Annotated in this window: 18 protein-coding genes; 7 read left to right on the forward strand and 11 right to left on the reverse strand. The window is 70.7% G+C overall.

The window, feature by feature from the left end; genetic code table 11:
* The first annotated feature begins 15 nt into the window (after window positions 1–15).
* The 6 genes from AC07DC_RS15055 to AC07DC_RS15080 all read left to right on the forward strand — a co-directional run bounded on the left by AC07DC_RS15055 (window position 16) and on the right by AC07DC_RS15080 (window position 5,970).
* Window positions 16–2,025: a beta-galactosidase gene (locus tag AC07DC_RS15055; protein WP_478914818.1), complete on the forward strand. Its 2,010-nt coding sequence runs from the start codon at window positions 16–18 to the stop codon at window positions 2,023–2,025.
* Window positions 2,026–2,069: 44 nt separating this feature from the next.
* Window positions 2,070–3,635: a glycoside hydrolase family 53 protein gene (locus tag AC07DC_RS15060; protein ID WP_478915137.1), complete on the forward strand. Its 1,566-nt coding sequence runs from the start codon at window positions 2,070–2,072 to the stop codon at window positions 3,633–3,635.
* A 255-nt stretch (window positions 3,636–3,890) separates the two neighbouring features.
* Window positions 3,891–4,295: a hypothetical protein gene (locus AC07DC_RS15065; protein WP_478914819.1), complete on the forward strand. Its 405-nt coding sequence runs from the start codon at window positions 3,891–3,893 to the stop codon at window positions 4,293–4,295.
* Window positions 4,292–5,056, forward strand: coding sequence for a transcriptional regulator (locus tag AC07DC_RS15070; RefSeq protein WP_478914820.1), 765 nt, complete (start codon window positions 4,292–4,294; stop codon window positions 5,054–5,056). The genes AC07DC_RS15065 and AC07DC_RS15070 overlap by 4 nt, the downstream gene beginning before the upstream one ends.
* A gap of 79 nt (window positions 5,057–5,135) precedes the next feature.
* Entirely contained in the window at window positions 5,136–5,528 is a 393-nt protein-coding gene (locus AC07DC_RS15075) for a roadblock/LC7 domain-containing protein (protein ID WP_478914821.1), read from the forward strand.
* A 67-nt stretch (window positions 5,529–5,595) separates the two neighbouring features.
* Entirely contained in the window at window positions 5,596–5,970 is a 375-nt protein-coding gene (locus AC07DC_RS15080) for a hypothetical protein (RefSeq protein WP_478914822.1), read from the forward strand.
* 62 nt (window positions 5,971–6,032) lie between these two features.
* On the opposite strand, the gene AC07DC_RS15085 is transcribed toward AC07DC_RS15080, so the two are convergent.
* The 7 genes from AC07DC_RS15085 to AC07DC_RS15115 all read right to left on the reverse strand — a co-directional run bounded on the left by AC07DC_RS15085 (window position 6,033) and on the right by AC07DC_RS15115 (window position 16,945).
* Window positions 6,033–6,746, reverse strand: coding sequence for a glycoside hydrolase family 12 protein (locus tag AC07DC_RS15085; RefSeq protein WP_478914823.1), 714 nt, complete (start codon window positions 6,744–6,746; stop codon window positions 6,033–6,035).
* Complete coding sequence (locus AC07DC_RS15090; RefSeq protein WP_478914824.1) at window positions 6,704–9,016, reverse strand: glycosyl hydrolase family 95 catalytic domain-containing protein; 2,313 nt, start codon at window positions 9,014–9,016, stop codon at window positions 6,704–6,706. Before AC07DC_RS15090 ends, AC07DC_RS15085 begins: the two co-directional genes overlap by 43 nt.
* Entirely contained in the window at window positions 9,013–11,010 is a 1,998-nt protein-coding gene (locus AC07DC_RS15095; protein WP_478914825.1) for a beta-galactosidase, read from the reverse strand. Before AC07DC_RS15095 ends, AC07DC_RS15090 begins: the two co-directional genes overlap by 4 nt.
* 25 nt (window positions 11,011–11,035) lie before the next feature.
* Window positions 11,036–13,210, reverse strand: coding sequence for a 1,4-beta-glucanase (locus AC07DC_RS15100; RefSeq protein ID WP_478914826.1), 2,175 nt, complete (start codon window positions 13,208–13,210; stop codon window positions 11,036–11,038).
* 65 nt (window positions 13,211–13,275) lie between these two features.
* Window positions 13,276–14,229: a carbohydrate ABC transporter permease gene (locus tag AC07DC_RS15105; RefSeq protein WP_478914827.1), complete on the reverse strand. Its 954-nt coding sequence runs from the start codon at window positions 14,227–14,229 to the stop codon at window positions 13,276–13,278.
* Window positions 14,226–15,266, reverse strand: coding sequence for an ABC transporter permease (locus AC07DC_RS15110; RefSeq protein ID WP_478914828.1), 1,041 nt, complete (start codon window positions 15,264–15,266; stop codon window positions 14,226–14,228). Before AC07DC_RS15110 ends, AC07DC_RS15105 begins: the two co-directional genes overlap by 4 nt.
* Window positions 15,263–16,945: a type 2 periplasmic-binding domain-containing protein gene (locus AC07DC_RS15115; protein ID WP_478914829.1), complete on the reverse strand. Its 1,683-nt coding sequence runs from the start codon at window positions 16,943–16,945 to the stop codon at window positions 15,263–15,265. Before AC07DC_RS15115 ends, AC07DC_RS15110 begins: the two co-directional genes overlap by 4 nt.
* A gap of 317 nt (window positions 16,946–17,262) precedes the next feature.
* On the opposite strand from AC07DC_RS15115, the gene AC07DC_RS15120 reads away from it, so the two are divergent.
* A complete protein-coding gene (locus tag AC07DC_RS15120) occupies window positions 17,263–20,130 on the forward strand; it encodes a glycoside hydrolase family 3 C-terminal domain-containing protein (protein WP_478914830.1) in 2,868 nt (955 codons plus the stop codon).
* A 115-nt stretch (window positions 20,131–20,245) separates the two neighbouring features.
* Here the strand turns inward: AC07DC_RS15120 and AC07DC_RS15125 are convergent, their stop codons facing one another.
* From AC07DC_RS15125 to AC07DC_RS15140, 4 genes are all read right to left on the reverse strand, one after another.
* A complete protein-coding gene (locus AC07DC_RS15125; protein ID WP_478914831.1) occupies window positions 20,246–22,282 on the reverse strand; it encodes a glycoside hydrolase family 31 protein in 2,037 nt (678 codons plus the stop codon).
* 95 nt (window positions 22,283–22,377) lie between these two features.
* Entirely contained in the window at window positions 22,378–23,388 is a 1,011-nt protein-coding gene (locus AC07DC_RS15130; RefSeq protein WP_478914832.1) for a LacI family DNA-binding transcriptional regulator, read from the reverse strand.
* Between the two features lie 447 nt (window positions 23,389–23,835).
* Entirely contained in the window at window positions 23,836–24,018 is a 183-nt protein-coding gene (locus AC07DC_RS15135; protein ID WP_478914833.1) for a hypothetical protein, read from the reverse strand.
* 262 nt (window positions 24,019–24,280) lie between these two features.
* Window positions 24,281–24,895, reverse strand: coding sequence for a hypothetical protein (locus AC07DC_RS15140; RefSeq protein ID WP_478914834.1), 615 nt, complete (start codon window positions 24,893–24,895; stop codon window positions 24,281–24,283).
* Window positions 24,896–24,988: the final 93 nt, after the last annotated feature.

The raw sequence follows: 24,988 nt of genomic DNA on the forward strand, positions 1-24,988 counted from the left end.
GATCCAGGAGTTCGCATGCTGCCTCGTGTCCGTGGCCTGTCCTACGGCGGGGACTACAACCCCGAGCAGTGGCCTGAGGAGGTCTGGCAGGAGGACGTCAGGCTGATGCGCGAGGCCGGGGTGACCATGGTCAGCGTCGGCATCTTCTCCTGGGCGCTGCTCGAACCCGAGCCTGGCGTGTACGACTTCGGCTGGCTCGACCGGCTCCTGGAGCTGCTCGACGCCAACGGCGTCCGCGCCGACCTCGGTACCCCCACCGTCGCGCCGCCCGCCTGGTTCTACGCCGCCCACCCCGAGGCGCTGCCCGTGTCGCGGGACGGCGTGCGCTACGGTTTCGGCTCGCGCGGCGCCATCTGCCACAGCTCGCCCCACTACCGCCGCGCCGCCGCCCGGATCACCGAGCAGCTCGCCCTGCGCTACGGGCAGCACCCGGCGGTCACGATGTGGCATGTTCACAATGAGTACGGTGTTCCGGTCTCCGCCTGTTACTGCGAGACCTCGGTCGAGGACTTCCGGGGCTGGCTGCGCGCCCGCTACGGCACGCTGGACGCTCTGAACGCCGCCTGGGGCACCACGTTCTGGGGCCAGCGCTACGGCGACTGGGCGCATGTCGACGCCCCCCGGCTGACTCCCACCGTCGCCAACCCCGCGCAGCAGCTCGACTACGCGCGCTTCACCGACGAGACGATCCGCGGCAACTTCACCGCCGAGCGCGACCTCCTGCACCGGCTGTCTCCCGGAATCCCGGTCACGACCAACTTCATGACCGCGCTCAGCCAGTGCGACTCCATGGACTACTGGGCCTGGGGCCGTGAGGCCGACGTCGTCAGCAACGACCACTACCTGATGACCGACGGCCGCCGCACCCAGGTGAACCTCGCCATGACCGCCGACCTCACCCGCTCGGTCGCGGGCGGCGCCCCCTGGCTGCTGATGGAGCACTCCACCAGCGGCGTCAGCTGGCAGTCGCGCAACCCCGCCAAGCGCCCCGGCGAAATGGCCCGCAACAGCCTGGCCCATGTCGCCCGCGGCTCTGAGGGCGCGATGTTCTTCCAGTGGCGGCAGTCCCGGTACGGCGCCGAGAAGTTCCACTCGGCGATGCTCCCGCACGCCGGTACGGACAGCCGCGTCTGGCACGAGGTCGTGGAGCTCGGCGCGGACCTGGCCGCACTCGCCGAGATCGCCGGCACCCGCACCGTCCCGGACGCCGCGATGGTCTGGGACTGGCAGTCCTGGTGGGCACAGAAACTGGAATGGCGCCCGACCGAGGACCACGACGCCCGCGAACGCGCCGACGCCTTCTACGAAGCGCTCTACGACCGCCACCTGACCATCGACTTCGCCCACCCCGAGGCCGACCTGTCCGGCTACCCCCTGGTCGTGGTGCCCGCCCTCTACCTCACCACCGAATGCGCGGGCGAGAACCTGCGTGCCTACGTGGAAGGCGGCGGCACGCTCGTCGTCTCGTACTTCTCCGGCATCGTCGACGAGCACGACATGGTGCACCCCGGCGCCTACCCGGGCGCGCTGCGCGAGGTCCTCGGCCTGACCGTGGAGGAACACGCGCCGCTGCTCGCGGGGGAGCGGGTGCGGATCGAGGCCCGGGACGGCTCCGAGCTGGAGGCCGATGTCTGGACCGAGTTCGTCGTCCCGCGCGGCGCCGAGCCCGTGTGGACCTACGCCGACGGTCCGGCCGCGGGACATCCGGCCGTCACCCGCCACGAGCTGGGCGCGGGCACCGCGTGGTACGTCTCCGCCCGGCTCGGCGCGGACGCGCTGGACGCGGTCCTGGCCGCCGCGTCGGCCGACGCCGGGATCGACCCGCGCGACGAGCTTCCGCGCGACATCGAAGTGGTCCGACGGACGGGCGAGCACGGCTCGTACCTCTTCGCCATCAACCACACCGCCACGGAGGCCAAGATCCCGCTGGGGTCCGCCGGCACCGAACTCCTCACCGGCGAGCGCGCCGTGGGCCTTCTCGCCGTCCCGGCGGGCGCGGTCCGCGTCGTGCGGCTCGACGGCTGAGGCCGCAGGACCCCCACCCGCCCATCGTCGAAGGGACCTCGATGATGCACCACGCGAGACGCACGCTCCGCCAGGCCGCCGGAGCCGTGGTCGTACCACTGCTCGCCGCGTTCACCCTGCTCGCCGCCCCCGCCCAGCACGCGGCCGCGGCGAGCACGCTCACCAACAGCGGATTCGAATCCGGTACGACCGGCTGGAGCACCTACTCCGCGGCCGGCCAGAACAGCGCCTCGTACCAGGAGTCGGGCGGCCGTACGGGCTCCTACCGGCTCACCCACTGGTCGGCGGCCGCCTACAAGGTCGAGACCTACCAGTACCTGTCCGGGCTGACGAACGGACAGCACACCCTGACCGCCTGGATCCGCTCCAGCGGCGGCCAGAACTCCGCCTACCTCGCCCTGAAGGGCTGTGGCAGCGGCGAACAGCGCACCGATCTGCCGCCCACCCCCAACGGCGTCTGGCTCCGGCTCGTCACCTCCGTCAACGTGACCAACAACGCCTGCACCGTCAGCATCAACTCCGACGCCAACGCGGGCAACTGGCTCAACGTCGACGACCTGTCCTTCACCTCCGGCGCCACCGGCCTGGCCATCAAGGGCGGTGACGTGTCCTCCTTGAAGAAGAGCGAGGACAAGGGAGGCGTCTACCGCTACAGCAACGGCACCGCTGCCGACGCGCTGACGGTCCTGAAGTCGGCAGGCATGAACTACGGCCGCCTCAAGGTGTGGGTCGACCCGGCCGACGGCTACAACAACAAGGCCCGCGTGCTGACCATGGCCAAGCGCATCAAGGCGCAGGGCATGAAGCTGCTCGTCGACTTCCACTACTCCGACATCTGGGCCGACCCCGGCGCCCAGGCCAAGCCCGCCGCCTGGGCCTCGCACAGCTACAGCCAACTCAGGACCGACGTCTACAACCACACCTACGACGTACTGAACGCGCTCAAGGCGCAGGGCACGACGGCCGACATGGTCCAGATCGGCAACGAGATCAACGCCGGCGTGCTCTGGCCCGAAGGCTCCACCGACAACTGGGACCAGCTGGCGGGCCTGCTGACCTCCGGCGCCAACGCCGCCAAGGCCGTCTCCTCCTCCACCCAGGTCGCCCTCCACCTGGCCAAGGGTGGCGACAACGCCGGCACCCGCGGGTGGTTCGACAAGGCCGTCTCCCACGGCGTCCCCTTCGACGTCATCGCGCTGTCCTACTACGGCTACTGGCACGGCCCGCTGTCCGACCTCCAGAGCAACCTGGACGCCGCCGCCTCCCGCTACGGCAAGCCGGTCTTCGTCGCCGAGACGGCGTACGCCTTTCGCCTGGACAGCGAGGACTCCCTGACGAACATCATCGACACCACCGGTGAACTCGTCTCCGGCTACCCGGCGACCGCCGCCGGCCAGGCCGGCTGGCTGCGCGATGTCATGAACATCGTGGAGGCGGTGCCCAACGGACGCGGCCTGGGCGTCTTCTACTGGGAGCCGACCTGGACGGCCGTCAGCGGAAACGGCTGGGATCCGGCCGACTCCGCATCGGGCAACGGCTGGGAGAACCAGGCCCTGTTCGACTACGGCGACAGGGCGCTCCCCGCGATGAGCTGGTTCTCGCACCGCTGACCTCGCGGCTCGATCGGCACGGCACGGCGTCCGCGCGTTTCCGCCCTCCGGGCAGAGCGCATGCCAAGGCGCCCGCCGTGCCGGTCTGTCGTTGCGGGCGACTATGCGTTTGGCAAGAGCGGAGCATAGCTCAACGCTCTGTGGTTTCGCGGAAAATCATCTTACGTCCGCATCCGGTGCACTGCCGTGCGTAGTCTCGCGGTCACCGAAGTGCAGCTGAGGTCCTCAACTGCCGCGAACGGAGAGGGAATCCGCGTGCCCGGAATCGATGAGTGCTTACTCGAAGCGATGGGCTTGCCCGGCGCACGCGGCGCCGCCGTCGTCGAGTGGACCACGGGACTGGCACTCGGCACCCTCGGCGCATCCCCCACGAACGACCACGAGACCACCGCGGTCGAAACGGCCGAACTGGCGCGTATGGCGGCCGAACACACCTCCTTCGCCGCGGCCGGGAACTACGGCGAAGCGGAGGCCGCCAAGGGATCCCCGGTCGAGGACGTCATCGTCACCACCCCCACCAGTTATCACCTGCTGTGCTTTGTCGACACCACCTTCGACAGCAGCGTCTTCTTCCATCTCTGGCTCGACCGCGACGAGGGAAATCTCGCCCTGGCGCGGATCCGGCTCCAGGGCCTGGCCGAGCGTCTGGTGCTCGGATGAGAACGCTGAACCCCTCGATGCTGGTCCGTATGGCCGGGGACGGGGCCACCGGCGCCCTGCTGAGGGAGACCGGCACGGTCTATCTGCTCGACGGCGAGGTCGTGCACGCCGAGAGTCCCGCCGCGCCGGGCATGGACGTCCTGCTCCTCGCCCGCCGCCGGCTCTCCGCGGCGGACTGGCAGGAGACGATCGACCGGGCCGGGACACGGTGCAGGGTCGGGCGGACCCTCGTCGAGAGCAACCTGCTCACCAGCGGGGAGCTGGAGATCTGCCACCTGGGCGCGGTCTTCGACGCCGCCTTCTTCACACTGGCCCCCAGGACCGGCCCGACCCGCTTCCGCTACGGAGCCACCCACTGGTTCGGGCCCGTACGCCCGCTGCGCGCCGAAGCCGTCGAGCGCGAGACCCGGCGCCGGCAGGAGTTGCTGGACCGGATCTGGCCGCACCCCGAGGTCGACAGCGCCCCCGTCGTGCGCCACCAGGCGGCCGACAACCCCGCGGTCACCCGGCGGCAGCGCGCCGTTCTGGATCTGGCGGACGGCGTACTGACCCCCTTCGCGATGGCCCGGCTCCTGGGCCGACCCGCCTTCCACACGCTCATCGACGTGCGCCGGCTGGCCGCCGCCGGGCATCTGCGGACACCGCGTCGGCAGACGACGGCCGGGCCGTCCCCCATCCCCGCCTGGGTCGCGGACCTGTCCGCCGACCCCGACATATCCCTGCTGCGCCGACTGCGTGACGCATTGGAGGCAACCCTGTGATCTTCCGGCCCGCCCATGAGGCACCGGCAACGCCGTCATGAGACGCGCACTGAGACAGCGCGCCGAAAGGAGACAGTTGATGGCGACGGAGGCCGATGTCCTGGAAGAGCTCCGAAGGTTACGGGCCCGTGTTCCGCATCTCACGGGCGCGCTCGCGGCGAGTATCGACGGTCTGGTACTGGCCCAGGACCTTCCCACCCCGGAGGCCGAGACCGTCGCCGCGCTCAGCGCGGCCGTGCTCTCGGTCGCGCTCCGTCTGGCGGACGCCACCGACCGGGGCACCTTCCGGGAGCTGCTGGTCCGGGGCGAGTACGGCTATGTCGCCAGCTATGCGGCGGGCACCACCGTCGTTCTCACCGCATGGGCGGGGACGGACGCCAACGTGGGCCGGCTCCATCTGGAGGCCCGCCGGTGCAGCGCGCGCATCGCCGAACTGACCGACGGCACGCTGACCCGATCCGAGAACACCTGACCGCACCACCGTTCCGACCCACCACACACCGAACAGCACAGAAGAGACCGGAAGGAAGTACCCGCTCATGGCGAACATCGAGACCTCCCTCAAGGAAGCCACGACATCGATCGAAGGCACGCTGGGTGCCGCGCTCGTCGACTACACCAGCGGCATGGCACTGGGCACTCTCGGCGGTGGCAAGGACCTCGATCTGACGGTCGCCGCCGCCGGCAACACCGACGTGGTGCGCGCCAAGGTGCGCACGATGGAGATGCTCGGCCTCAAGGACGACATCGAGGACATCCTCATCACCCTCGGCAACCAGTACCACCTGATCCGGCTGATCAAGGGCCGGGGCAAGAACGGCCTCTTCCTCTATCTGGCACTGGACAAGGGACGGGCCAACCTGGCGATGGCCAGGCATCAACTCAAGAAGATCGAGAGCGACCTGGAGGTCTGACGCGGCTTGCGCACCGCCGGCCACGCGGCGGAGCCTGTGCAGGCTCCGCCGCGTGGCGATGTTCAGGACGAGGTGACGCTGTAGCTGTTGGTGTTGAAGTTCAGGCCGCCGGAGGACGAGGTGATCTCGTAGCCGAACTGGACGTTGCCGAGGGTGATGTTGGAGAACCAGCCCTTGGTGTTCTTGATCCAGTTGAGGATGGCGAGGATGTCCACCGTGCCGGAGCCGGTGTTGCCGGTGCGGACGAAGGAGAAGACCGCGTTGGAACCGTTGCTGCCCTTGTAGACGGTCCAGGTGTGGCCGCCGAGAGTGACGTTGCCCTGGGAGGTCCCGAGGGGTCCGACCGCGCCGGTCTTGTTCATCCAGAGCATGATCTCGTAGGCGTTGGCGGAGTCCCAGACGTCGTACGCGGTCTCGGACGCGCCACTGCTCGGGACGGTCACGTTGAAGCTGCTCTTCACGCTGGAGAGCGAGGACAGCGGCTTCCCGACGTACTTGGTGACGTTGGGGTAGGACTTGATGCCGCCGGTGTTGGGATGGTTCGCCCAGACACCCCAGTTGCTGTACGAGTTGGCCCAGATGGTCTGGGCGCCGGCTCCGCTGCCCCAGACGTCGTTGTAGAGGGTGTAGCCGCCGTTGGACCAGCTGCCCCACTGGTCGGAGGACGACCAGGTGGCGGCCTGGGCGGGGGCGGCGAGAAGGCCGAGGACCGCGAGGAACGCCAGGATCGGCGTCAGCAGTGTGGTCCTGAGGAACGGGCGCGCGGCTCTGCGCATGGAGGAACTCCCTTGGGATGTGGGGGGTTGGTGGGGGGAACCCCGCCGACGGGGAGATTCAGGATCAGGTCCCGGCCGGCGGGGAGACTGTGGGGGCGGGCAGCGCCGTCCGTGCCCGTCTGTACCGTCACCGTGAGGTCGGTGGCCGCCCGCAGTACGGCCCGCAGCCGCCGTGCCGGCAGGGACCAGGACAGTTCGGTGACGGTGACGCCGCAGCGGGTGCGGATGCCGCGCAGCGTGCCCGACGGGAGGAAGGTCGGCAGCGCGGGGAGGAGCACGATGCGATCGGGTGTCGAGTGGACCAGCGATTCGATGAGCACGGAGGGCAGGGTGTGTGCCGCGTCGGCGTTGTACACGGCGCGCTGCGGGTAGTGCGAGCTCATCAGGCCGGTGTGGAAGAAGTCCTGGTCGAGTACGGCGAGCAGGGCGGCGGCCACGCGGTGTGGGTCCCCGAGCCGGGCGGCGACCAGTGCCGTGTGCAGGTGTCCGTGGGCGGAGTCGTTCTCGGCGCCGCGCAGGTCGAGAGCGCGCCGGGCCGCGCGGGCGAGATCGGGGGTGTCGTGCGGGTTGATCTCGTCGAGCGGCCAGACGGGATAGAGGTGACTGATGTGCCGGTGGTCATAGGCGTCGGGGGTGCGCCCCGGGTCGCCGGGCCAGGACCATTCGGCCAGTGCGCCGTCACCGTTGATCCGGTAGGGCGGCAGCCGGTCGGCGAGGGCGGCGTGCCCGGACTCGCCGGTGGCGCGCAGGGCGTGCCGGGCGGCGGCGATGTCCATGGTGGCGTTGGCCGTGACGGGGCTGTCGGCGCCGGACGGGGTGTTCTCGGGGGAGTAGGAGGGGACGAGGACGAGCTTCCCGTCGGGATCGCTACGGGTCAGGAAGTCCTCGTAGAAGGCGGCCGTCTCGGCCAGCAGCGGGGTGAGGACCTCGCGGGCGAAGACGTGGTCACCGGTGACGGCGGCATGGTCGAGGAGCGGGTGCAGCAGCCAGTCGGCTCCGGCGGTCCACAGATGCAGCGGATAGTCGTCGGAAAAGTGGTACGCGCGGCCGGACAGGCCGTCGCTGTGGGCGGGAGCGACGATTCCGCGCGTGCCGAAGAGCCGGGCCGCGTTGTCGCGCCAGTCGTCGAGCTGGCAGCGGACGAGCGCGGCGAGGGCGAGGGAGACCTCGGGCAGCGCGGCCACCGCGGCGGAGGAGATCTGCAGGTTGAGGTTGGCATCGCAGGTGAAAGCGCCCTGCCAGGCCGTGTCCCAGTCGCCGGTCCAGATTCCCGTGAGGCGGGGCGGCAGCAGACCTGAGGAGGAGAGCAGATGGTAGCGGCCCGCGTCGAACAGCCGCTCCAGGAGGGCGAGTCGGTACGTCGCGGGGTCGGCGATCAGCGTCGAGGCGGGCAGCGCGCGATGCTCCTGCGGCGCGTCGAGGTCGAGTTCCACCCGGTCGTACGGCTGCCGGTGGAGCGGTAGATGGCGCGCGAACAGCGCCTCGTAGGACTCCGGCGCCGCAGGCCCGCGGGGGGCGCTCCAGGGCGCGACGCGGGTGAGGAGGGTGAGCTCCGTACAGCCCTCGACGGACGTCGTCCCGCCCGAGGTGCGCAGCGTGCCCGCCCGGGCCATGACGCGGGTCCAGCCGGAGTATCCGAGGTCGCTGTGCGGGTAGCACACGGAGGTGGAGATCAGTGCGTCGGACGTGACCGGCCGGGTGTCGCCGACCGCTGCGGTGCTCAGTACGTGGAGGTCGTCCGGGGCTCCGGGGAGCCGCAGGTCGTGGATGATGTCAGCGGTGATCGTGCCGTGGGCGGGAGGGGTGAGGCGGTGGACGATCACGTCGTCGGCGCGGGAGACGAAGCATTCGGAGGCCCAACGGCCGCCGTCCTCCGTCCAGGTGGTGCGGACGGTGCCGGTGCGGTAGTCGATCGCGCGGCGGTAGCCGGTGTGCGGGGCAGCGGGTCGCCGGACGCGGACGGCGAAGGCCGGGTGGAAGGGCCGGACCCACTGCAGGGGCCGGTCGGCGACGGTGCGGTGGACGGCTTCGGCGGCGCGCCCGGCCAGGATGTCGTCGCGCAGCCGCTCCAGCCCCTCGGCCAGCTGCGGCGCCCGGCAGTGCTCGGCGCCGTTGGGCCGGACGAGCAGGTGATGGTTGACCACGACCCGTTCGTCGGTCGGATCGCCGTGCAGCATCGCGCCATGGTGTCCGTTGCCCGCCAGGAAGGCGTCCTCCCAGCGGGCAGCGGGCACGTTGTCCCAGTTGCCGCGCAGGCGGGGCGCGGTCACGATCCGGCCTGCCGCAGGACGGCCACGCCGTAGCGGTCGAGGACGAGCTCGTCCTGGAGGTCGTGGCCGGTGAGCAGATCGGTGTGGGCGCCGGGGACGGGGACGGTGGCCGGGTGCTGTCCGTGGTTGAGGAGGAAGAGCAGGCCGCCGCGGTGCACGGCCTCCACTGCCGCGGGGAGGTCGGGCAGCGGAGGCCGTACACCGGTCTCGTCGGCGGCGCGGGTGAGAAGCGATCGCAGCGCCGCGGGTTCGGGGAGGGCGGACAGGTACCAGGCGGTGCCGTCCCCGTACGGGTGGCGGGTAACGGCGGGCCGGCCGTCCAGGACACCGCCCTTGTAGAGGGCCACCGGCTCCGCAGTGGAGGGCTCGATGTCCTCCGACCAGAGCGTGCCGCCGAAGGTGCCGAGGGCGGGCTCTTCGAGGGTGACCGTCTCCCCGTCGTCGAGCGGCCACCATTCGTGGACCATGGCCAGGCCGAGGAGTTCGCGCAGCCGGGCGTCCACTCCGCCGGCGCGGATGCGGTCGTCCTGGTCGGCGACCCCGGTGAAGAAGCCGCAGACCAGGGTGCCGCCCGCGCGGACGTACGCGGCGAGATTGTCCAGCGAGGCGTCGGTGAGGAGGTACAGGTGGGGGACGAGAACGAGCCGGTAGCGGCTCAGGTCCACTTCGGGATGGGCGAAATCGGTGGTGATGCCGCTGTCCCACAGGGCCTGGTGCCAGGAGCGCAGGACCTGCCCGTAGTCGAGACGGGTGGAGGGGCGGCCGGACTGCTCGCCGGCCCACCAGGCGTTCCAGTCGTGCAGGATCGCGGTCTCGGATTCGACGCGGCCGCCGACGGCGGCCGCCAGTCGGTCCAGGTCCGTGCCGAGGCCTTTGACCTGCTGGAAGGTGCGGCCGTGCTCACCGGCGTGGGTGAGCATCCCGGAGTGGAACTTCTCGCTGCCCTGGCGGGACTGCCGCCACTGGAAGAAGCACACGGCGTCGGCGCCGCGCGCGACGGCCTGCAGCGACCACAGACGCATCAGCCCGGGCGGCTTGGGGTGGTTCACCCCCCGCCAGTTGACCGGGCCCGCCGCCTGCTCCATGAGCATCCACGGGCCGTCGGCCTGCGAGCGTGTCACGTCCTGGACCATCGCGCCGTACGCTCCGGCCTGCGGGTCCTTGGGATCGGGGTAGATGTCGACCGAGACGACGTCCTCCTGGTCGGCCCACGTCCAGCCGTCCTGGCCGATCCACATCGGCATGAAGTTGGTGGTGACCGGTACAGCGGGTGAGTGCCGGGCGACGATGTCGCGTTCGGCGGTGAAGCACTCCAGCAGGGCGTCGGAGGTGAAGCGGCGGAAGTCCAGGCCCTGGGTCGGGTTGACGATGTACTGGACCTTGCGCGGTGGGACGATCTCCTCCCACGCGTCGTAGTGCTGGCTCCAGAAGGCCGTCCCCCAGGCCTCGTTGAGGGCGTCGAGCGATCCGTAACGCGCGCGCAGCCAGCGGCGGAAGTGGCGGGCGGTCTCGTCGCACCAGCAGCTGGTGCCGTACTCGTTGTTGATGTGCCACATCCGCAGGGCGGGGTGGCCGCGGTAGCGCTCGGCGAGGTCCTCGGTGATCTGACGGGCGTACTCGCGGTAGACGGGCGAGCTGGCGCAGAACTGGTTGCGCGAGCCGTACCAGACCACCGACCCGTCCTCGGTGCGGGGCAGCGTCTCGGGGTGCCGGGCACCCATCCAGGGCGGCGGCGAGGCGGTGGGGGTGGCCAGCACCGCGCCGATGCCGTTCGCGTCCATCAGATCCAGCACGCGGTCGAGCCAGCCGAAGTCGCGTGCTCCGGGACGGGGTTCGAGCCGGGCCCAGGAGAAGACGCCGACGGTCGCGGTGTTGACCCCCGCGTCGCGCATCAGGCGGACGTCCTCCTGCCACACCTCCTCGGGCCACTGCTCGGGGTTGTAGTCGCCGCCGAAGAGGATCCGGCCGCGCGCGGCGTCGTTCAGATCGGGCATGGGAGCCACTCGCTTCGTCGGGGTGTCAGAGCGCGTCTGCGTACTGGATGCCGCGGCCGTTGGTGCCGAGGTAGACACGGCCGTGGATACGCGGGTCGCCGGTGATCGTCTGGCCGGTCCAGCCCCACTGGTGTGCGTCATCGTTGATCCGCAGCCAGGTGGCGCCCGCGTCGTCGGAGCGGAAGACGCCCGTGATCCCGGCGATCCGGGCGACGTGGAAGAGCGCCGGGAAACCGCCCGGGGCCAGGGCCCTGCCGAAGCCGAGGGCGTAGGAGGCCTCCACACCGGGGACCTTCGCGAAGGTGGCACCGCCGTCGGTGGACCGCAGCAGGCCGCCGTCCTTGGCCGACAGCCACAGATCGCCGCGGCGTCCGGGTGCGGCGCCGATGCGGTACTGGGTGTCGCCGGAGGGCAGCTCGGTGGCGGCTGCGGTGAAGGCGGCGCCGGCGTCCGTGGAGACGAACAGCGTTCCGGACGCGGTGTCGTAGGCGTAGCAGCGCGCCGGGTCGACAGGATCGGCCACCGGCGTGGCGCCCTGCGGGAAGGTGCCCACCTCCGTCCAGTTGGCGCCGTTGTCCGTGGAGCGCTGGGTCGGATACGTGGTGCCGCTCCAGTGGATCAGCGACCACAGCAGCACACCGCCGTCGGCGCTGACGGAAACGGGGCCGGGCGCGTTCGCGGCCTGTTCGGGCTGGGTGGCGAAGGGTGTCCAACTGCGGCCGCCATCCGTGGAGTACGCGCCGTTCCGTGCCGATGACCAGCCGGTGCGCACCACGTACGAGGGCTTGAGCGCCGCCTGGTCCAGGCCGGTGGTGGAGCCGAAGACGGGGCTCGCGTACATGCCCGCGGCGGGGGAGGAATCGAGGGTGTCGTGGTAGAAGCCACCGATGTCGCCGAGCGCGGACAGCAGGTGGGCGGTTCCGGTGGGAGGGGAGATGAGTTTGGTGACGGCGGTCTCCTCCAGGCCGCGGATCTGCGGCGCCCAGTGGACGAGGTCGCGGGTGCCGAACAGGGTGGCGCCGGTGCCGTAGACGACATGCCGGGAGTCGTGCGGGTCGATGCCGACGGTCTGGATCCACCAGCCGAACTTCGGCGCGGCATCACCCCACTTGAGATAGGGCGTCTCCGTGACGTCGAGCACGGCGGTGTCCTTGAGCGAGGTCCAGGTCAGTCCGCCGTCGGTGGTGCGGAAGAGCGTGTCGACAAGACTCCAGCGGTTGTTGGTGGAGACGACGACCGCGCCGGGGTGACGGGCGTCCGCGGCCAGGCCCGCATAGCCGAAACTGTCTCCGGCGGTGGGCTTCACGGGAGTGATGTCGCTCCAGGCACCCGATGCGGTGTTGAGCGCCCACACCGAGCCGTCGGCCATGCCGTTGGGACCGGGAGCGTCGGCGTAGGTGACGTACAGCGTGCCGCAGGAGTGGACGGCGTGCTGCGGAACCCTGGCGCTCGCCCCGACGGGCTGTCCGGGTACGGCCTCCCAGGCCACGCCGTCGGTCGTCCGGTACAGCGCGGCGCCGCCGTCGCCCCAGCCCGCGTAGAGGACGCGCCCGGCAGCGGCGAGGAAGGTGACGCCCTGCCCGGAGCCGGAGGGCACGCCGGGGAAGGCCTCGGCGCGGGCCCAGCTCGCACCCCGGTCGGCCGACCTCCACAGCCCGTCGTGCCGGGTCCCGAGCCACAGCACACCGCTGTCGCGCGGGTCGACGAGGAGGCGTTCGCCCGTTCCCCGCCCGTCCTCGTTCGCGCCCAGCCGCACGCTCAGATCGGTACGCGCCCAGGTCGCGCCCCGGTCGTCGGACCGCAGCACGGCGCCGGGGGAGGCCCACGACTGCGCATAGGTGCCGACAGCCAGGTAGAGGCGGTCGGGGTGGGACGGGTCGACGGCCATGGCTTCGACACCGAGGAGGTTCCAGTCGTCCCAGCCGAGCGAGTCGGTCAGCGCGGTCCACCGCGCGGTGCGGTCCTCCCACCGGTAGGCGCCCCCGATGTCGGTGCGGGCGTAGGCGAGTCCGCGGACGGCCGGGTGGAACAGCACGCCGGTGACGAAACCGGTGCCGCCGATGGCCACGGTGCGCCAGCGGTAGGGCCGTTCCTGACGTCCGTCGGGTTGCCCGGCGTGTGCCGGGACCGCGGGCAGGGCGGCGGCGGCCGCGCCGGCGGCCGATCCGAGCAGCACACCGCGTCGGCTGGGCAGGGGCATGACGAAGACCTCACTGTGAGGGGGGATTCGAGCGGGGAGGTGCGAGCCGGGGGAGCGGTCGCGGGTCAGCCCTTGACGGCGCCGATGAGCATGCCCTTGTGGAAGTGCTTCTGGACGAACGGCGAGAGCACCGCGACCGGGACCAGCGCCAACACCATCACCGCCATCTGCACGGAGAGGCTGGAGATCGCACCGCTGCTGACCGCCTGCCCCATGGCGCCGGGCGGGACTTCCTGCTTGAGCACGATCTGCCGAAGGATCATCTGCAACGGGTACTTCTCGCTGTCGTTGATGTAGATGCTCGCGTTGAACCACTGGCTCCAGTAGCCGACCGCGTAGAACAGCGAGACGACGGCGATCACCGCCCGGGACAGCGGCATGATGATCCGGAACAGGATCCGCCACTCACCCGCCCCGTCGATGCGGGCGCTGTCGATCAGCTCCGGTGCCACGCCCATGAAGAAGGAGCGGAGCACCAGGATGTTGAAGACGCTGATCGCACTGGGCAGGATCATCGACCAGTAGCTGTCCTGCAGCCCGATCCCGGTCACCAGCAGGTAGGTGGGGATCAGGCCGGCGCCGAAGAACATCGTCAGCATCAGCGTCATGAGGATCGGCCGGTGGGCGAAGGAGCCGGTGCGCGACAGTCCGTAGGCGCACAGGACGGAGACCGCCATGCTGAAGGCCGTACCGACCAGGGTGACCACGATGCTCACCAGGGCGGCGCGGGTGACGATGCCGCCGCTCAGTAGTTCGGTGTACGACCGGAAGGTGATCGTCTTGGGCCAGATCACCAGGCCGCCGGCCTCGGTGATGGTCCGGCTGTCCGACAGGCTGGTGATGATCACCACCCACAGCGGCGCGAGGATGGACAGGCAGACGACCACGAGGGAGAGCCCTTTGACCCCCTGGCCGATGGCGCTGGGTTCCTCCTCCCACACCGGGCGGTTGCCGGTGCGGTCGATCTTCTGCAGGGGCGTGGCACCCCGGGATCCTGGGTCGGTGAGTATGGCGGTCACTTTTTGGAGTACACCCCCTGCTCGCCCAGCAAGTGGGCGGCCCGGTTGGCGAGCAGCACGAGAAGCACGCTGAACACGCCCTTGAAGATTCCGGCGGCGGCCGCGTAGCCGAAGTCGCCGGTCTTGATGCCTGTCCACCAGACGTAGGTGTCGAGGATCTCCGAGGCGCCGGGTCCGACCGCGTCGCGCTGGAGGAGGATCTGTTCGAAGCCGGCGTTGAGCGAGTCCCCGACGCGCAGCACCAGCAGCAGCGCGATCACCGGGCGCAGCGCGGGCAGCGTGATGTGCCACATGCGGCGCCAGCGGTTCGCGCCGTCGACGGCGGCGGCCTCGTACAGATCCTGGTTGACGGCACTGAGCGCGGCGAGGAAGACAATGACGCCCCAGCCCGCGTCCTTCCAGACCGCCTGCCAGGTGACGAGGAACTTGAACAGCGCTGGGTTGGTCATCAGGTCGAAGCCGTCCACGCCGTGCTGGCGCAGGTGTTGGGCGATCAGCCCGGCGCCGCCGAACATCTGCTGGAAGACGGTAATGACCAGTACCCAGGAGAAGAAGTGCGGCAGGTACACGATCCCCTGCACCCAGGCGCGGACGCGGTCGCTGAAGACGCTGTTGAGGAGCAGGGCCAGGGCGATGGGGATCGGGAAGAAGAGGATCAGCTGGGTGAAGGTGATGCTGAGGGTGTTGCCGATCACCTCCCAGAAGCGGTAGTCCTCGAAGAGCCGCTGGAAGTTGTCGAAGCCGACGAAGGGGCTGCCGGTGATGCCGGCGCCGTAGACGTCGTACTCCTGGAACGCGACGACGTTGCCGAGCAGCGGCACGTAGTTGAAGATCAGCAGCAGTACGACGGCCGGCACCGTCATCAGCAGGAGTGTGCGGTCGCGCCGGAAGCGCTGCAGTCGGGTGATGCCGCGGGCGGGCGGCCGCTCGGGTGCCGGGGCCGCCGCCGGGGTCGTCGCCCCCTGCTCCTTCCGGGCCGTGTCGTCGGTGTCCGGCTGCCGGGTGGGCACACCGGCGACACGGACCCGGGTCCTCACGCCCCGCTGCCGTTCTTGTCGAGGATGTCCTGGTAGAAGGCGCGCAGTTGCTCGCCGCCGCTCTTCTTCCAGGTGCTGACGGCGTCCTCGATGGCACTGACCGGCTTGCGGCCGCGCCGGATGTCCTTCTGCAGGTCGTCGAAGCCGGTGTAGAGGGAGGCGTACCGGGTGGGCTCGACGATCTGCATGCCGTAGAACATCGGCTTCTTCAGGTGGGGGGCCTGGCGGGCCATCCAGCCCGCGTAGTCCTTGACCATCTGCGGCTGGTCGGGGTGGGCGATGGACGGCGGCGGGGCGGCGAGGAAGTAGAGCGTGGCGGGCTGGGCCTCCTGGACGCCCTGCTCGGTGAAGACCGGGGCGCCGTTCTGGAGGTTGTAGTGCGTGCCCTGGACGCCGTAGTTGACGAGCTGGAACTCCTTCGAGCCGAACGGGGCGGCCGCGTAGTCGGCGATCGCGAGCAGTTCCTCGATCTTCTCCTTGGGGAGGTTCTTGTTGATGAAGCTGAAGATTCCGGCCTGGTCGTCCTGCCAGAGCAGCGGGGCGCTGCCGTCGGCCGCGAAATAGTCGAGGGCCTGCATGTCGAACTTCGGGTTCTGCTTGGCCTGTTCCGATGCCATGCCGTACCAGCCGCCGGTGCCGTCCTGGTACATGACGGTCTGGCCGGAGGTGAAGCGGATCTTCGCGTCGCCGTCCTTGCCCGCGTCCGCGTCGGGGTGGACCAGCTTCTGGTCGTGCAGCTTGCGGGCGAAGGCGAGTGCCTCGCGGTACTCCTGGGTCTCGATCTTGTGGACGAGCTTGCCGTCCTTGAGCTGCCAGTAGTGCGGCGCGTCGGGCAGGACGCCGTAGAGCTTCTGGATACACACCCACAGGTCGTCGAAGGCCCAGCGCTTGTTCTTCGCGTCGGTGACGGACTTGCCGAAGGAGACGATCTCGTCCGCTGTCTTCGGCAGCGCCACACCGGCGGCGTCGATGAGGTCCTTGCGGTAGAAGATCGCGTTGCCGAGCACGCCACCGGAGTTGGGCAGGCCGCGCAGTTTGCCGCCGAAGACCGACATCTGCCAGGCGCCGGTGGGGATGGCCGCGAGGTTCGGGTACTTCTTGACGGCGTCACCGGACAGGTACGGGCCCAGGTCGGCGAACTTGTTCTCGATGGCGTTGCGGATCTGGCCCTGCATGTTCCAGCCGGGGATGGTGACCAGGTCGGGGATACCGCTCGACGCGAGCACCGCGCCGATCTTCTCCTGGTAGGTGGTGCCGTCCAGCGGGTCGAACTCCAGGGTGGCGCCGAGAGCTTCGTCGACCGCCTTGTAGTAGGCGTTGTTCTTCTTCGGGACCGTGCCCCAGATCGGGGTCATCGCCTTGAAGGTGCTGCCCTTGCCGGGTGTGGCCTTGACCGAGACGACCAGCGGGTCGGGGAGCTTGGTGAAGCCGGGGCTCGAACCGTTCACGCCGGGGATGTCGGGGGCGACCAGCGTGGAGGGGACGTAGGTGGGGAGCAGTTTCTTGAGGGCGTCGCCGGTGGCGACGCTTCCCTTGTTGGCGGTGCTCTTCGACGGTGAGCAGGCGGCGAGCAGCGGGCCGCCGGCGGCGATCGCGGCTACGGAGATCGCGCCGGTGAGGAAGGTTCTCCGGCTGGGAGCGGCTGGTTCGGCCGGAGCCGGGGCCTGGGAGTTCGGCATTGCGTCAACCCTTCGTGGCGCGCCAGGACACGCGGCGGAGCACGCCGGCCGGCATCTCAATGGGGGTTTGGTAAGGGGTCTGGCATGGGGGTCTGGCGTCATCGGTCGAAGCGCTTCGATGTTGCGATGAGGTTAAGTGGGCGTGGCGGGGCGCGCAAGAGTCTGCAGTGCACCGAGTTGAAGACTCCATGCCCGAAGGACCGGGAACTTTGGGCCGTTACCGTCGCATGCCTTGACAGTGCCAAGCCCTCGCACCAGCATCGAAGCGCTTCGAAACCGATACTCGATCCTCGCCTGTTCCACCCGAAGGGGCCTGTGTGACCACCGACGACCTGCCGTTCCGCGATCCGCAACTCCCCCTGGCCGCCAGGGTGGAGGACCTGATCGGACGGCTTGCGCCCGACGAGCGGATCGCGATGCTGCACCAGTTCGCCCCCGCGGTGCCGCGCCTGGGCCTCGACGCATTCCGCACCGGACAGGAAGCGCTTCACGGTGTCGCCTGGAGCGGACCGGCCACCGTGTTCCCGCAGGCCGTCGGACTCGGCGCGAGCTGGGACCCGGCACTCGTACGCGCCGTCGGCGAGGCCGTCGGCACCGAGGTGCGGGCCATGCGCTCGCGCAACCCCCGGGTGGGGCTCAACGTCTGGGCGCCGACCGTCAATCTGCTGCGCGACCCGCGGTGGGGGCGCAACGAGGAGGGGTACTCCGAGGACCCGCAACTCACCTCCGACCTCGCCACCGCCTACACCTCCGGGCTGCGCGGCGACCATCCGGAGCAGTGGCGCACCGCACCCGTCCTCAAGCACTGGCTGGCGCACAACAACGAGACCGCCCGCGACACCACCTCCTCCTCCGTACGCCCGCGCGTCCTGCATGAATACGACCTGCGGGCCTTCCGCGGACCCGTCGAGGCGGGCACCGTCGCCGGGGTGATGCCCGCGTACAACCTGGTCAACGGCCGCCCGAACCACGTCTCCCCGCTCCTGGAGGAGCACCTGCGCCAGTGGACCGGCCAGGATCTCGTGGTCTGCTCGGACGCCGGCGCCCCCTCCAACCTGGTCGATTCCGAGCACTACTTCGACTCGCACGAGGAGGCCGTGGCCGCCGCACTGCGCGCCGGAGTGGACAGCTTCACCGACCACGACCAGGACTCGTCGAAGATCGTCGGCCGGTTGCGCGGCGCACTGGCGCGCGGTCTGATCGACCAGAAGGACATCGACACCGCGGTGCGCAGACTGCTGGCCATGCGGATCCGGCTCGGCGAATTCGACCCGGGCCGCGGCCCGTACGCGGCCACCGACCTGAGCTCGTACGACACCCCCGCCCATCGCGCGCTCGCGCTGCGCGCGGCGGAGGCGGCCGTGGTGCTGCTCAAGAACGACGGGCTGCTGCCGCTGGACGAGACCGGTACGCGGACGGTCGCGATCGTCGGCCCGCTCGCCGACGAGGTGAAGACGGACTGGTACAGCGGCAGCCTGATCCGCCGCGAATCGCTGGTGGACGCGGTGCGCGAGCGCCTCGGCGCCGACCGGGTGATCTTCGCCGAGGGCGCCGACCGGGTACGGCTGCGGACCGACGACGGCTGGGTTCAGGTGCCCGAACCCGACCTCGACATCGCAGCCCCCGCGGGCGAGGCCTCCCTGAACCCGGCGCAGCTCACCGGCCGCACCGACCTGCCGCCCCTGCGCATCGGCGACCGGCCCACCGAACTGACGCTGGCCGACTGGGGCGACGGCCTGTTGACGCTGCGTGCGCCCTCCGGCCGCTGTCTGACCGTCGCCGAGGACGGCTTTGTGCGGGCCGCCGCCGAACAGCCCGGCGGCTGGATCGTCCAGGAGACGTTCAGGCTTGAGCAGCACGGCGACGCGCACCTCCTTGTGCACCCGGGGACCGGCCGGTACATCCAGGTCACCGCCGGCGGGCTGAAGGTTGCCGCGCAGGGCACTCCTTTCGTCGTGGAGTTCACCGCGCGCGGCGTGGAGGAGGTGGCGCGCGCCGCTGCCGCCGCCGACACCGTGATCGTCGTGGCGGGCAATGACCCGCACATCAACGGCCGCGAGACCGAGGACCGGCGGACGCTCGCCCTACCGGGCCGGCAGGAGGCCCTGTGGCGCGCCGCCCACGCCGCCAATCCGCGGACGGTCCTGGCCCTGACCTCCAGCTACCCCTACGCGGTCGCCGAGGCGGACACGGCGCTCCCCGCGCTGCTGTGGACCGCGCACGGCGGCCAGTCGGCGGGCACCGCCCTCGCCCGCGTGCTGTTCGGCGACGTCTGCCCGTCCGGCCGTCTGCCCCAGAGCTGGTACGCCGCCGACGACGACCTGCCGGGCCTCCTCGACTACGACATCATCAGCGCCGGCGCCACCTATCTCTACTTCCGGGGAACGCCCCTCTACCCCTTCGGCCACGGGCTGTCGTACACCTCCTTCGACTACCGCGAACTGGACCTGGCGCTCGACGGTGAGACGGTAAGGGCCACGCTCACGGTCGCCAACACCGGCCGCACGGCGGGCACCGAGACCGTCCAGCTGTACGCCGGAACGCGCGACACGGGGATGACCCGGCCTGCCCGCACCCTCGTCGCACACGGCCGGCTGCCACTGCTGCCCGGCGAATCCACGACCGTCTCGTTCACCGTGCCGCTCGAACGGCTCGGCTTCTGGGATGTGGCACACGGCCGCTGGACCGTCGGCCCGGGCACGTACGACCTCCAGGCCGGCGCGTCCAGCACCGACGTCCGCCTGGTGCGCACCCTCACGCTCGACGGCGAGCCGCCCGCCCCGCGCGCTGTGTGCGAGCGGGGCCTTGCGGGGGCGGACTTCGACGAGCAGAGCGGTGTGGTGCTGGTCGACCGGACGAAGGAGCGCGGCGACGCCGTCACTCCCGGCGGTACCGAACCGGGACGGCTGGTCTTCCGCGGCTGCGACTTCGGCATGGACGGACGGAACACGGTGGTGCTGCGGGTCGCACGGGAGGAGCTGGGCGAGCACGGGAGCGGGGCATCGGTCGAGCTGCGCCTCGGCGACGGCACGGTCCTGGCGACCGCCGACGTGCTGGTGACCGGCAGTCGCTACGCCTACGCGGACGTTCGCGTGCCGCTGGAGACCGCTCCGGCCGGCGTCCACGACCTGCACCTGACCCTGCACGGGCCGGTGCGCCTGGACCGCCTGGACTTCCCCGGCTGATCCCGCGAGCCGGATCCCCGAGGCGAACCGGCGAACCGAGGCCAGCGAACCGAGACCAGCGAACACGACAGTGCCCCCGGCCTGACCACAGCCGGGGGCATTGTCGATGGGGTCACTACGCCCGAATCGGCAGCATCGCTCCGTCCCGCAGGAAGAGGGGGATCCGTTCCAGCGGGGCGGCCACCGTCACCGATCGCCCGCCCTCGTACTCGTCGCCCGTCCACGCATCGGTCCAACGCGCACCCCGCGGGAGGTACACGGTGCGCTCCCGGGCACCGGCCTCCAGCACCGGGGCGACCAGCAGATCAGGCCCGAAGAGGAAGGCGTCACCGATGCCCCAGGCCGCCTCGTCCCGCGGGAACTCCAGGAACAGCGGGCGCATCGGCGGGATGCCGTCCTCGTGCGCGGTGCGCATCTGTGCCAGCAGGTACGGCTTGAGGCGCTCGCGCAGCTGCAGGTAGTCGGTGAGGATCCCGTAGGCCTCCTCGCCGTACGACCAGACCTCGTTGGGGCCACCGGTCATCTCGGGGCCGAGCGGCATCCCGGGATCGCGGTAGCCGTGCAGCCGGAAGAGCGGGCTGAAGGCGCCGTACTGGAACCAGCGGACCAGCACCTCCTGGTAGGCGGGATCGTCCGGGTCACCGCCGTGGAAACCGCCGATGTCGGTGTTCCACCAGGGGATGCCGGACAGGGCGACATGCAGCCCGGCGGTCACCTGGTCGCGCAACGTGGGGAAGTCCGTGCCGATGTCGCCCGACCACAGCGCCGCGCCGTAGCGCTGGCTGCCCGCCCACGCGGAACGGTTGAGGGTCACCACTCCCTCCTCCCCGGCCGCGAGCAGGCCCTCGTGGAAGGTGCGGGAGTTCTCGCGCGGATACAGATTGCCGACTTCGAGGCCGGGGCCGGCGTGGTACCGCAGGTTGGCGGCGAATCCGGGCTTGAGCTCGGGCTCGCAGGCGTCCAGCCAGAACGCCTTGATGCCGTAGGGGGTGAGGTAGTTGTCCTTGACCCGTTGCCAGACGTACTCGCGGGCCTGCGGATTCGTGGCGTCGTAGAAGGCCACCTGCACCGGCTCCGCGACCTGCTTGTCGGGCCAGTCGGCGTGTGCCATCGGTCCGTACTCGGTACCGATGAAGTGCCCGGCCTGCTCCATCGGCTGGTGCGTCTCGCTGAGCGGCGAGACGGACGGCCAGACGGACACGGCGAGCTGCACGCCCATCTCGGCCAGTTCGCGGGTCATCGCGGCGGGGTCCGGCCACTCGGCGGGGTCGAACTTCCACTCTCCCAGGTGCGTCCAGTGGAAGAAGTCGCAGACGATCACGGCGAGCGGTAGGCCGCGGCGCTTGTACTCGCGGGCGACACCGAGCAGTTCGTCCTGCGTGCGGTAGCGGAGTTTGCACTGCCAGAAACCGGCGGCCCACTCGGGAAGCATCGGGGTGCGGCCGGTGACAGCGGTGTAGCGGCGCTGCGCGGCGGCGGGATCGCCCGCCGTGATCCAGTAGTCGGTCTGCCGTGCGCTGTCGGCGACCCAGCGGGTGCCGGTAGCGGCCAGTTCGACGCGGCCGATCGCCGGGTTGTTCCACAGGAAGGTGTAGCCACGGCTGGAGGTGAGGACGGGAATCGTCACCTCGGCATTGCGCTGCACCAGATCGATGACGGCGCCCTTCTGGTCGAGCAGGCCGTGCTGGTGCTGGCCCAGCCCGTACAACTGCTCGCCGTCGTAGGCGCGGAAGCGCTGCTCGATGCGGTGGTAGCCGTTGCCGGTCGCGGTGCGCAGCCGCGGGCCTGGCCACCAGAAGTGCGCCCGCTCCTCGGCGAGGAGCTCCTCGCCGCTGTCGGTGCGCAGGAAGCTGACCATGCCCTCGGCGTCGACGGTCGCGGTGATCGCGCCGTTGACCAGCAGCGCGTGGCCGTTCTCGATCTTGACTGCGACGGACGGGGCGGGTGGCGGCTCGTCGAGGAGGGCTCCCGGCAGGTCGTCGAGGAGCGGACCGCCGAGCCGGGCCCTGACCCGTATCGCGTCCGGGCCCCAGGCTTCGAGGCGCAGCGTCTCCTGGCGGCCGGTCCACTCCAGACCACCGTCACGTTCGCTGAACGTGCCGGCCGTGGGTGAGGACTGGGCGAGGGACACGGCGGGCGGCGGCTGGCTCACAGCTTGTCTCCTTCGGGGAGCGAGGGATATCAGGGCGTGCCGGATCGCGGCCCGGCGCGGTGTGCTGCGGGGACCGGTGGGGCTGCGGTGGATGGTCAGACGGCGGGCGCGGGCCCGGTGCTGCCGCGGACGGTGAGCTGCGGCGGGAGCAGCGTGAGCGGTTGCGGCTCACGGCCTTCCAGCTTGCCCATCACCAGCTCGACGGCCCGGCGTCCCATGTCCTGGGCGGGGATGGCCACCGAGGTGAGCCGTACCGAGGCCTGTTCGGCGACCTGGTCGGGACAGATCGCGATCACCGAGACGTCCTCGGGGACCGCCCGGCCCTGCTGCTGGAGCAGGCTGAGCAGCGGGCCGACGGACGACTCGTTCTGCACCACGAGGGCGCTGGTGCGGGGCCGCTCCTCGAAGATGCGCGAGAGGACCCCTGCGGTGGATTCGTAACTGCCGTCGCAGGGACGGTGGATGAGCCGCAGGTCCCGCTCGCGGGCGCGTCGCCGCAGGCCGTCCATGGTGCGCTCGGCGAAGCCGGTGTGCCGCTGGTAGACGGCGGCCGCCTCGCCGATCACCGCGATGTCGCGGTGCCCGAGGTCGGCGAGATGGTCCCCGCACAGCTCCCCGGTGGCCGCGAAGTCCAGGTCCACACAGGTCAGTCCGGACGGATCGGCCGGCAGCCCGATCAGGACGGAAGGATGGACCGAATCCCGCAGCAGCGGGACGCGTTCGTCCTCCAGCTCGACATCCATCACGATCATGGCGTCCGCCAGCCCGCTGCCCACCACCCGCCGCACGGCGGCCGGCCCCTCCTCGCCCGTCAGCAGCAGTACATCGTGTCCGTACTGCCGTGCCGTGGTGGCCACGGCGATGGCGATCTCCATCATCACCGGCACGTACATGTCCCTGCGCAGCGGCACCATGAGTGCCACGATGTGCGACCGGCTGCTGGCGAGTGCCCTGGCCCCCGCGTTGGGGTGGTAGCCGAGCTCCCGGATGCTGCGCTCGACGCGGTCGCGGGTCCCCTCCGAGATCGAGCGCTTGCCGCTGAGAACGTACGACACCGTGCTGGCGGAAACGCCGGCGTGCCGGGCGACCTCGGCGAGCGTGGCCATAGAGGGTCTCCATCCGACGAGGGGGAAGGGTTGCACGGGACAACCTATCGATTGAAGCGCTTCGATAACACTCGCGACGCCGTCTGTTGACAGCTGCCGCGTATCGACACTAGACGTGGCCTAAGCTGCTGTCCAGAGATCAGTCGAAGCGCTTCAACGCAGTCACCGGGACGAGCCTCGGACCTTGCACCACGCGACACCTGAATCGCAGATCGGCCGGTCCGACTCGGTTCGTCAACACCTCACCCGCGGCCGGCTCCGCGAGGATCTGTCCTCGGGCCGCTCTCCGCGGGTGGGACCTCATCGGTAGTGCGTGCGTCACCTTGGTGCCGTCCTGACGCCCGGTGGGGTGATGGACGGCCGAAGAGGGTTGCCGGGCGGCTGCGCGGTCGTTGGCCGGGGGTGACACTCATGCAGGGGCCCGTGCCGACCGGCCGGCGGCGGAAGTCAGCCGGCGACGGCGTGGGCGAATCGGTTCTGCTCGCGGATGAACCGCCGATCTATGCGGCGTTGGCCGAGCGGTGGCGGCAGGCCGGGCGGATGCTGCCGGGCCAGGCCGACCGCGAGTGGTCCGAGCTGGTGGCCCGTGTGCCGGACCTCGGCGTGGGGTCCTGGCAGGAAGTCGGCCATGCCTCCGGCGTTCTGCCGTTGCCGGGGTGGGCGGGCGCCGTCGGCGCCCGCCCGGCCCCCGTGAGGCCGGCCGGATCGGGCGGCCTTGGTTGGGCCCCGTCCGATCCGGCGCCTCAGCCCGGGGCCGGCCCCGCGCGGGCCGTGGCCCGTGCGGGCCGGTAGGGGTCGCTGCGGGGTGCCTGCGTCGTCTACGTGAACAGGCACGCAGACGAGCAGGATGCGGACGGACGTGCTGCCCCGCATGCTGCCCGCGTTCCCGGTGCTACCGCTGGAGACCGGACCTGCGCCGACGGAGGACCAGGACCACGGCGGCGGCTGCCACGACGACCACTGCGGCAGCGGCTGCCAGAAGCAGGGTGGACGACGAGCCGTCGGTGTCGGCGGCTGCGGTCGGTCGGGCGGCCGGGTGGCTGGTGGCCGGGGCAGCGGAGACCGGGGGAGCGGCCGTGGTGGCGGTGGAGGAAGAGGGCGCGGGACGGCCCGGAACGGCCGTGACCTTGAGGGTGGTCTTGCCTGCGCCGATGGACGGGAACGCGGATTCCGCCGCGATCTGCCAGGTGCCGGGCGGCAGCGGCAGGGCGACGGTGTAGATGCCCTTCGCCACGTCCACCGGGGTGAGGGACCAGGGTCCGACCTGCCGGCCGTCCGCCGCCGTCGCCTGCAGGCTGGCGGCAACCTTCTCGTCCACCGGGTCGTGGTCCTCGTCCCAGGTGGCCTTGATCGTCAGGCGGCCCTCCGCGTTGCCGGTGATCTCCAGGTGGATGGTGTCCCCGTGGGCCGATGCCGGCCGGACGGACAGCAGCGACAGCAGGGTGACGAGGACGATCAGCAGTGCGGCCACGGGCGGCCGGAGCAGGCGGAGGGACGGGAGAGGCATCTGGGACCGGCTTTCGGGAGGTTCGGGGCAGGCGGCGGGAGTCGGCAGCAACGGGCGCCCACGAGAGTGCCGACGGGCCCGGTGGGGGGCGGG

The organism is Streptomyces sp. NPDC045021, from assembly GCF_056432645.1.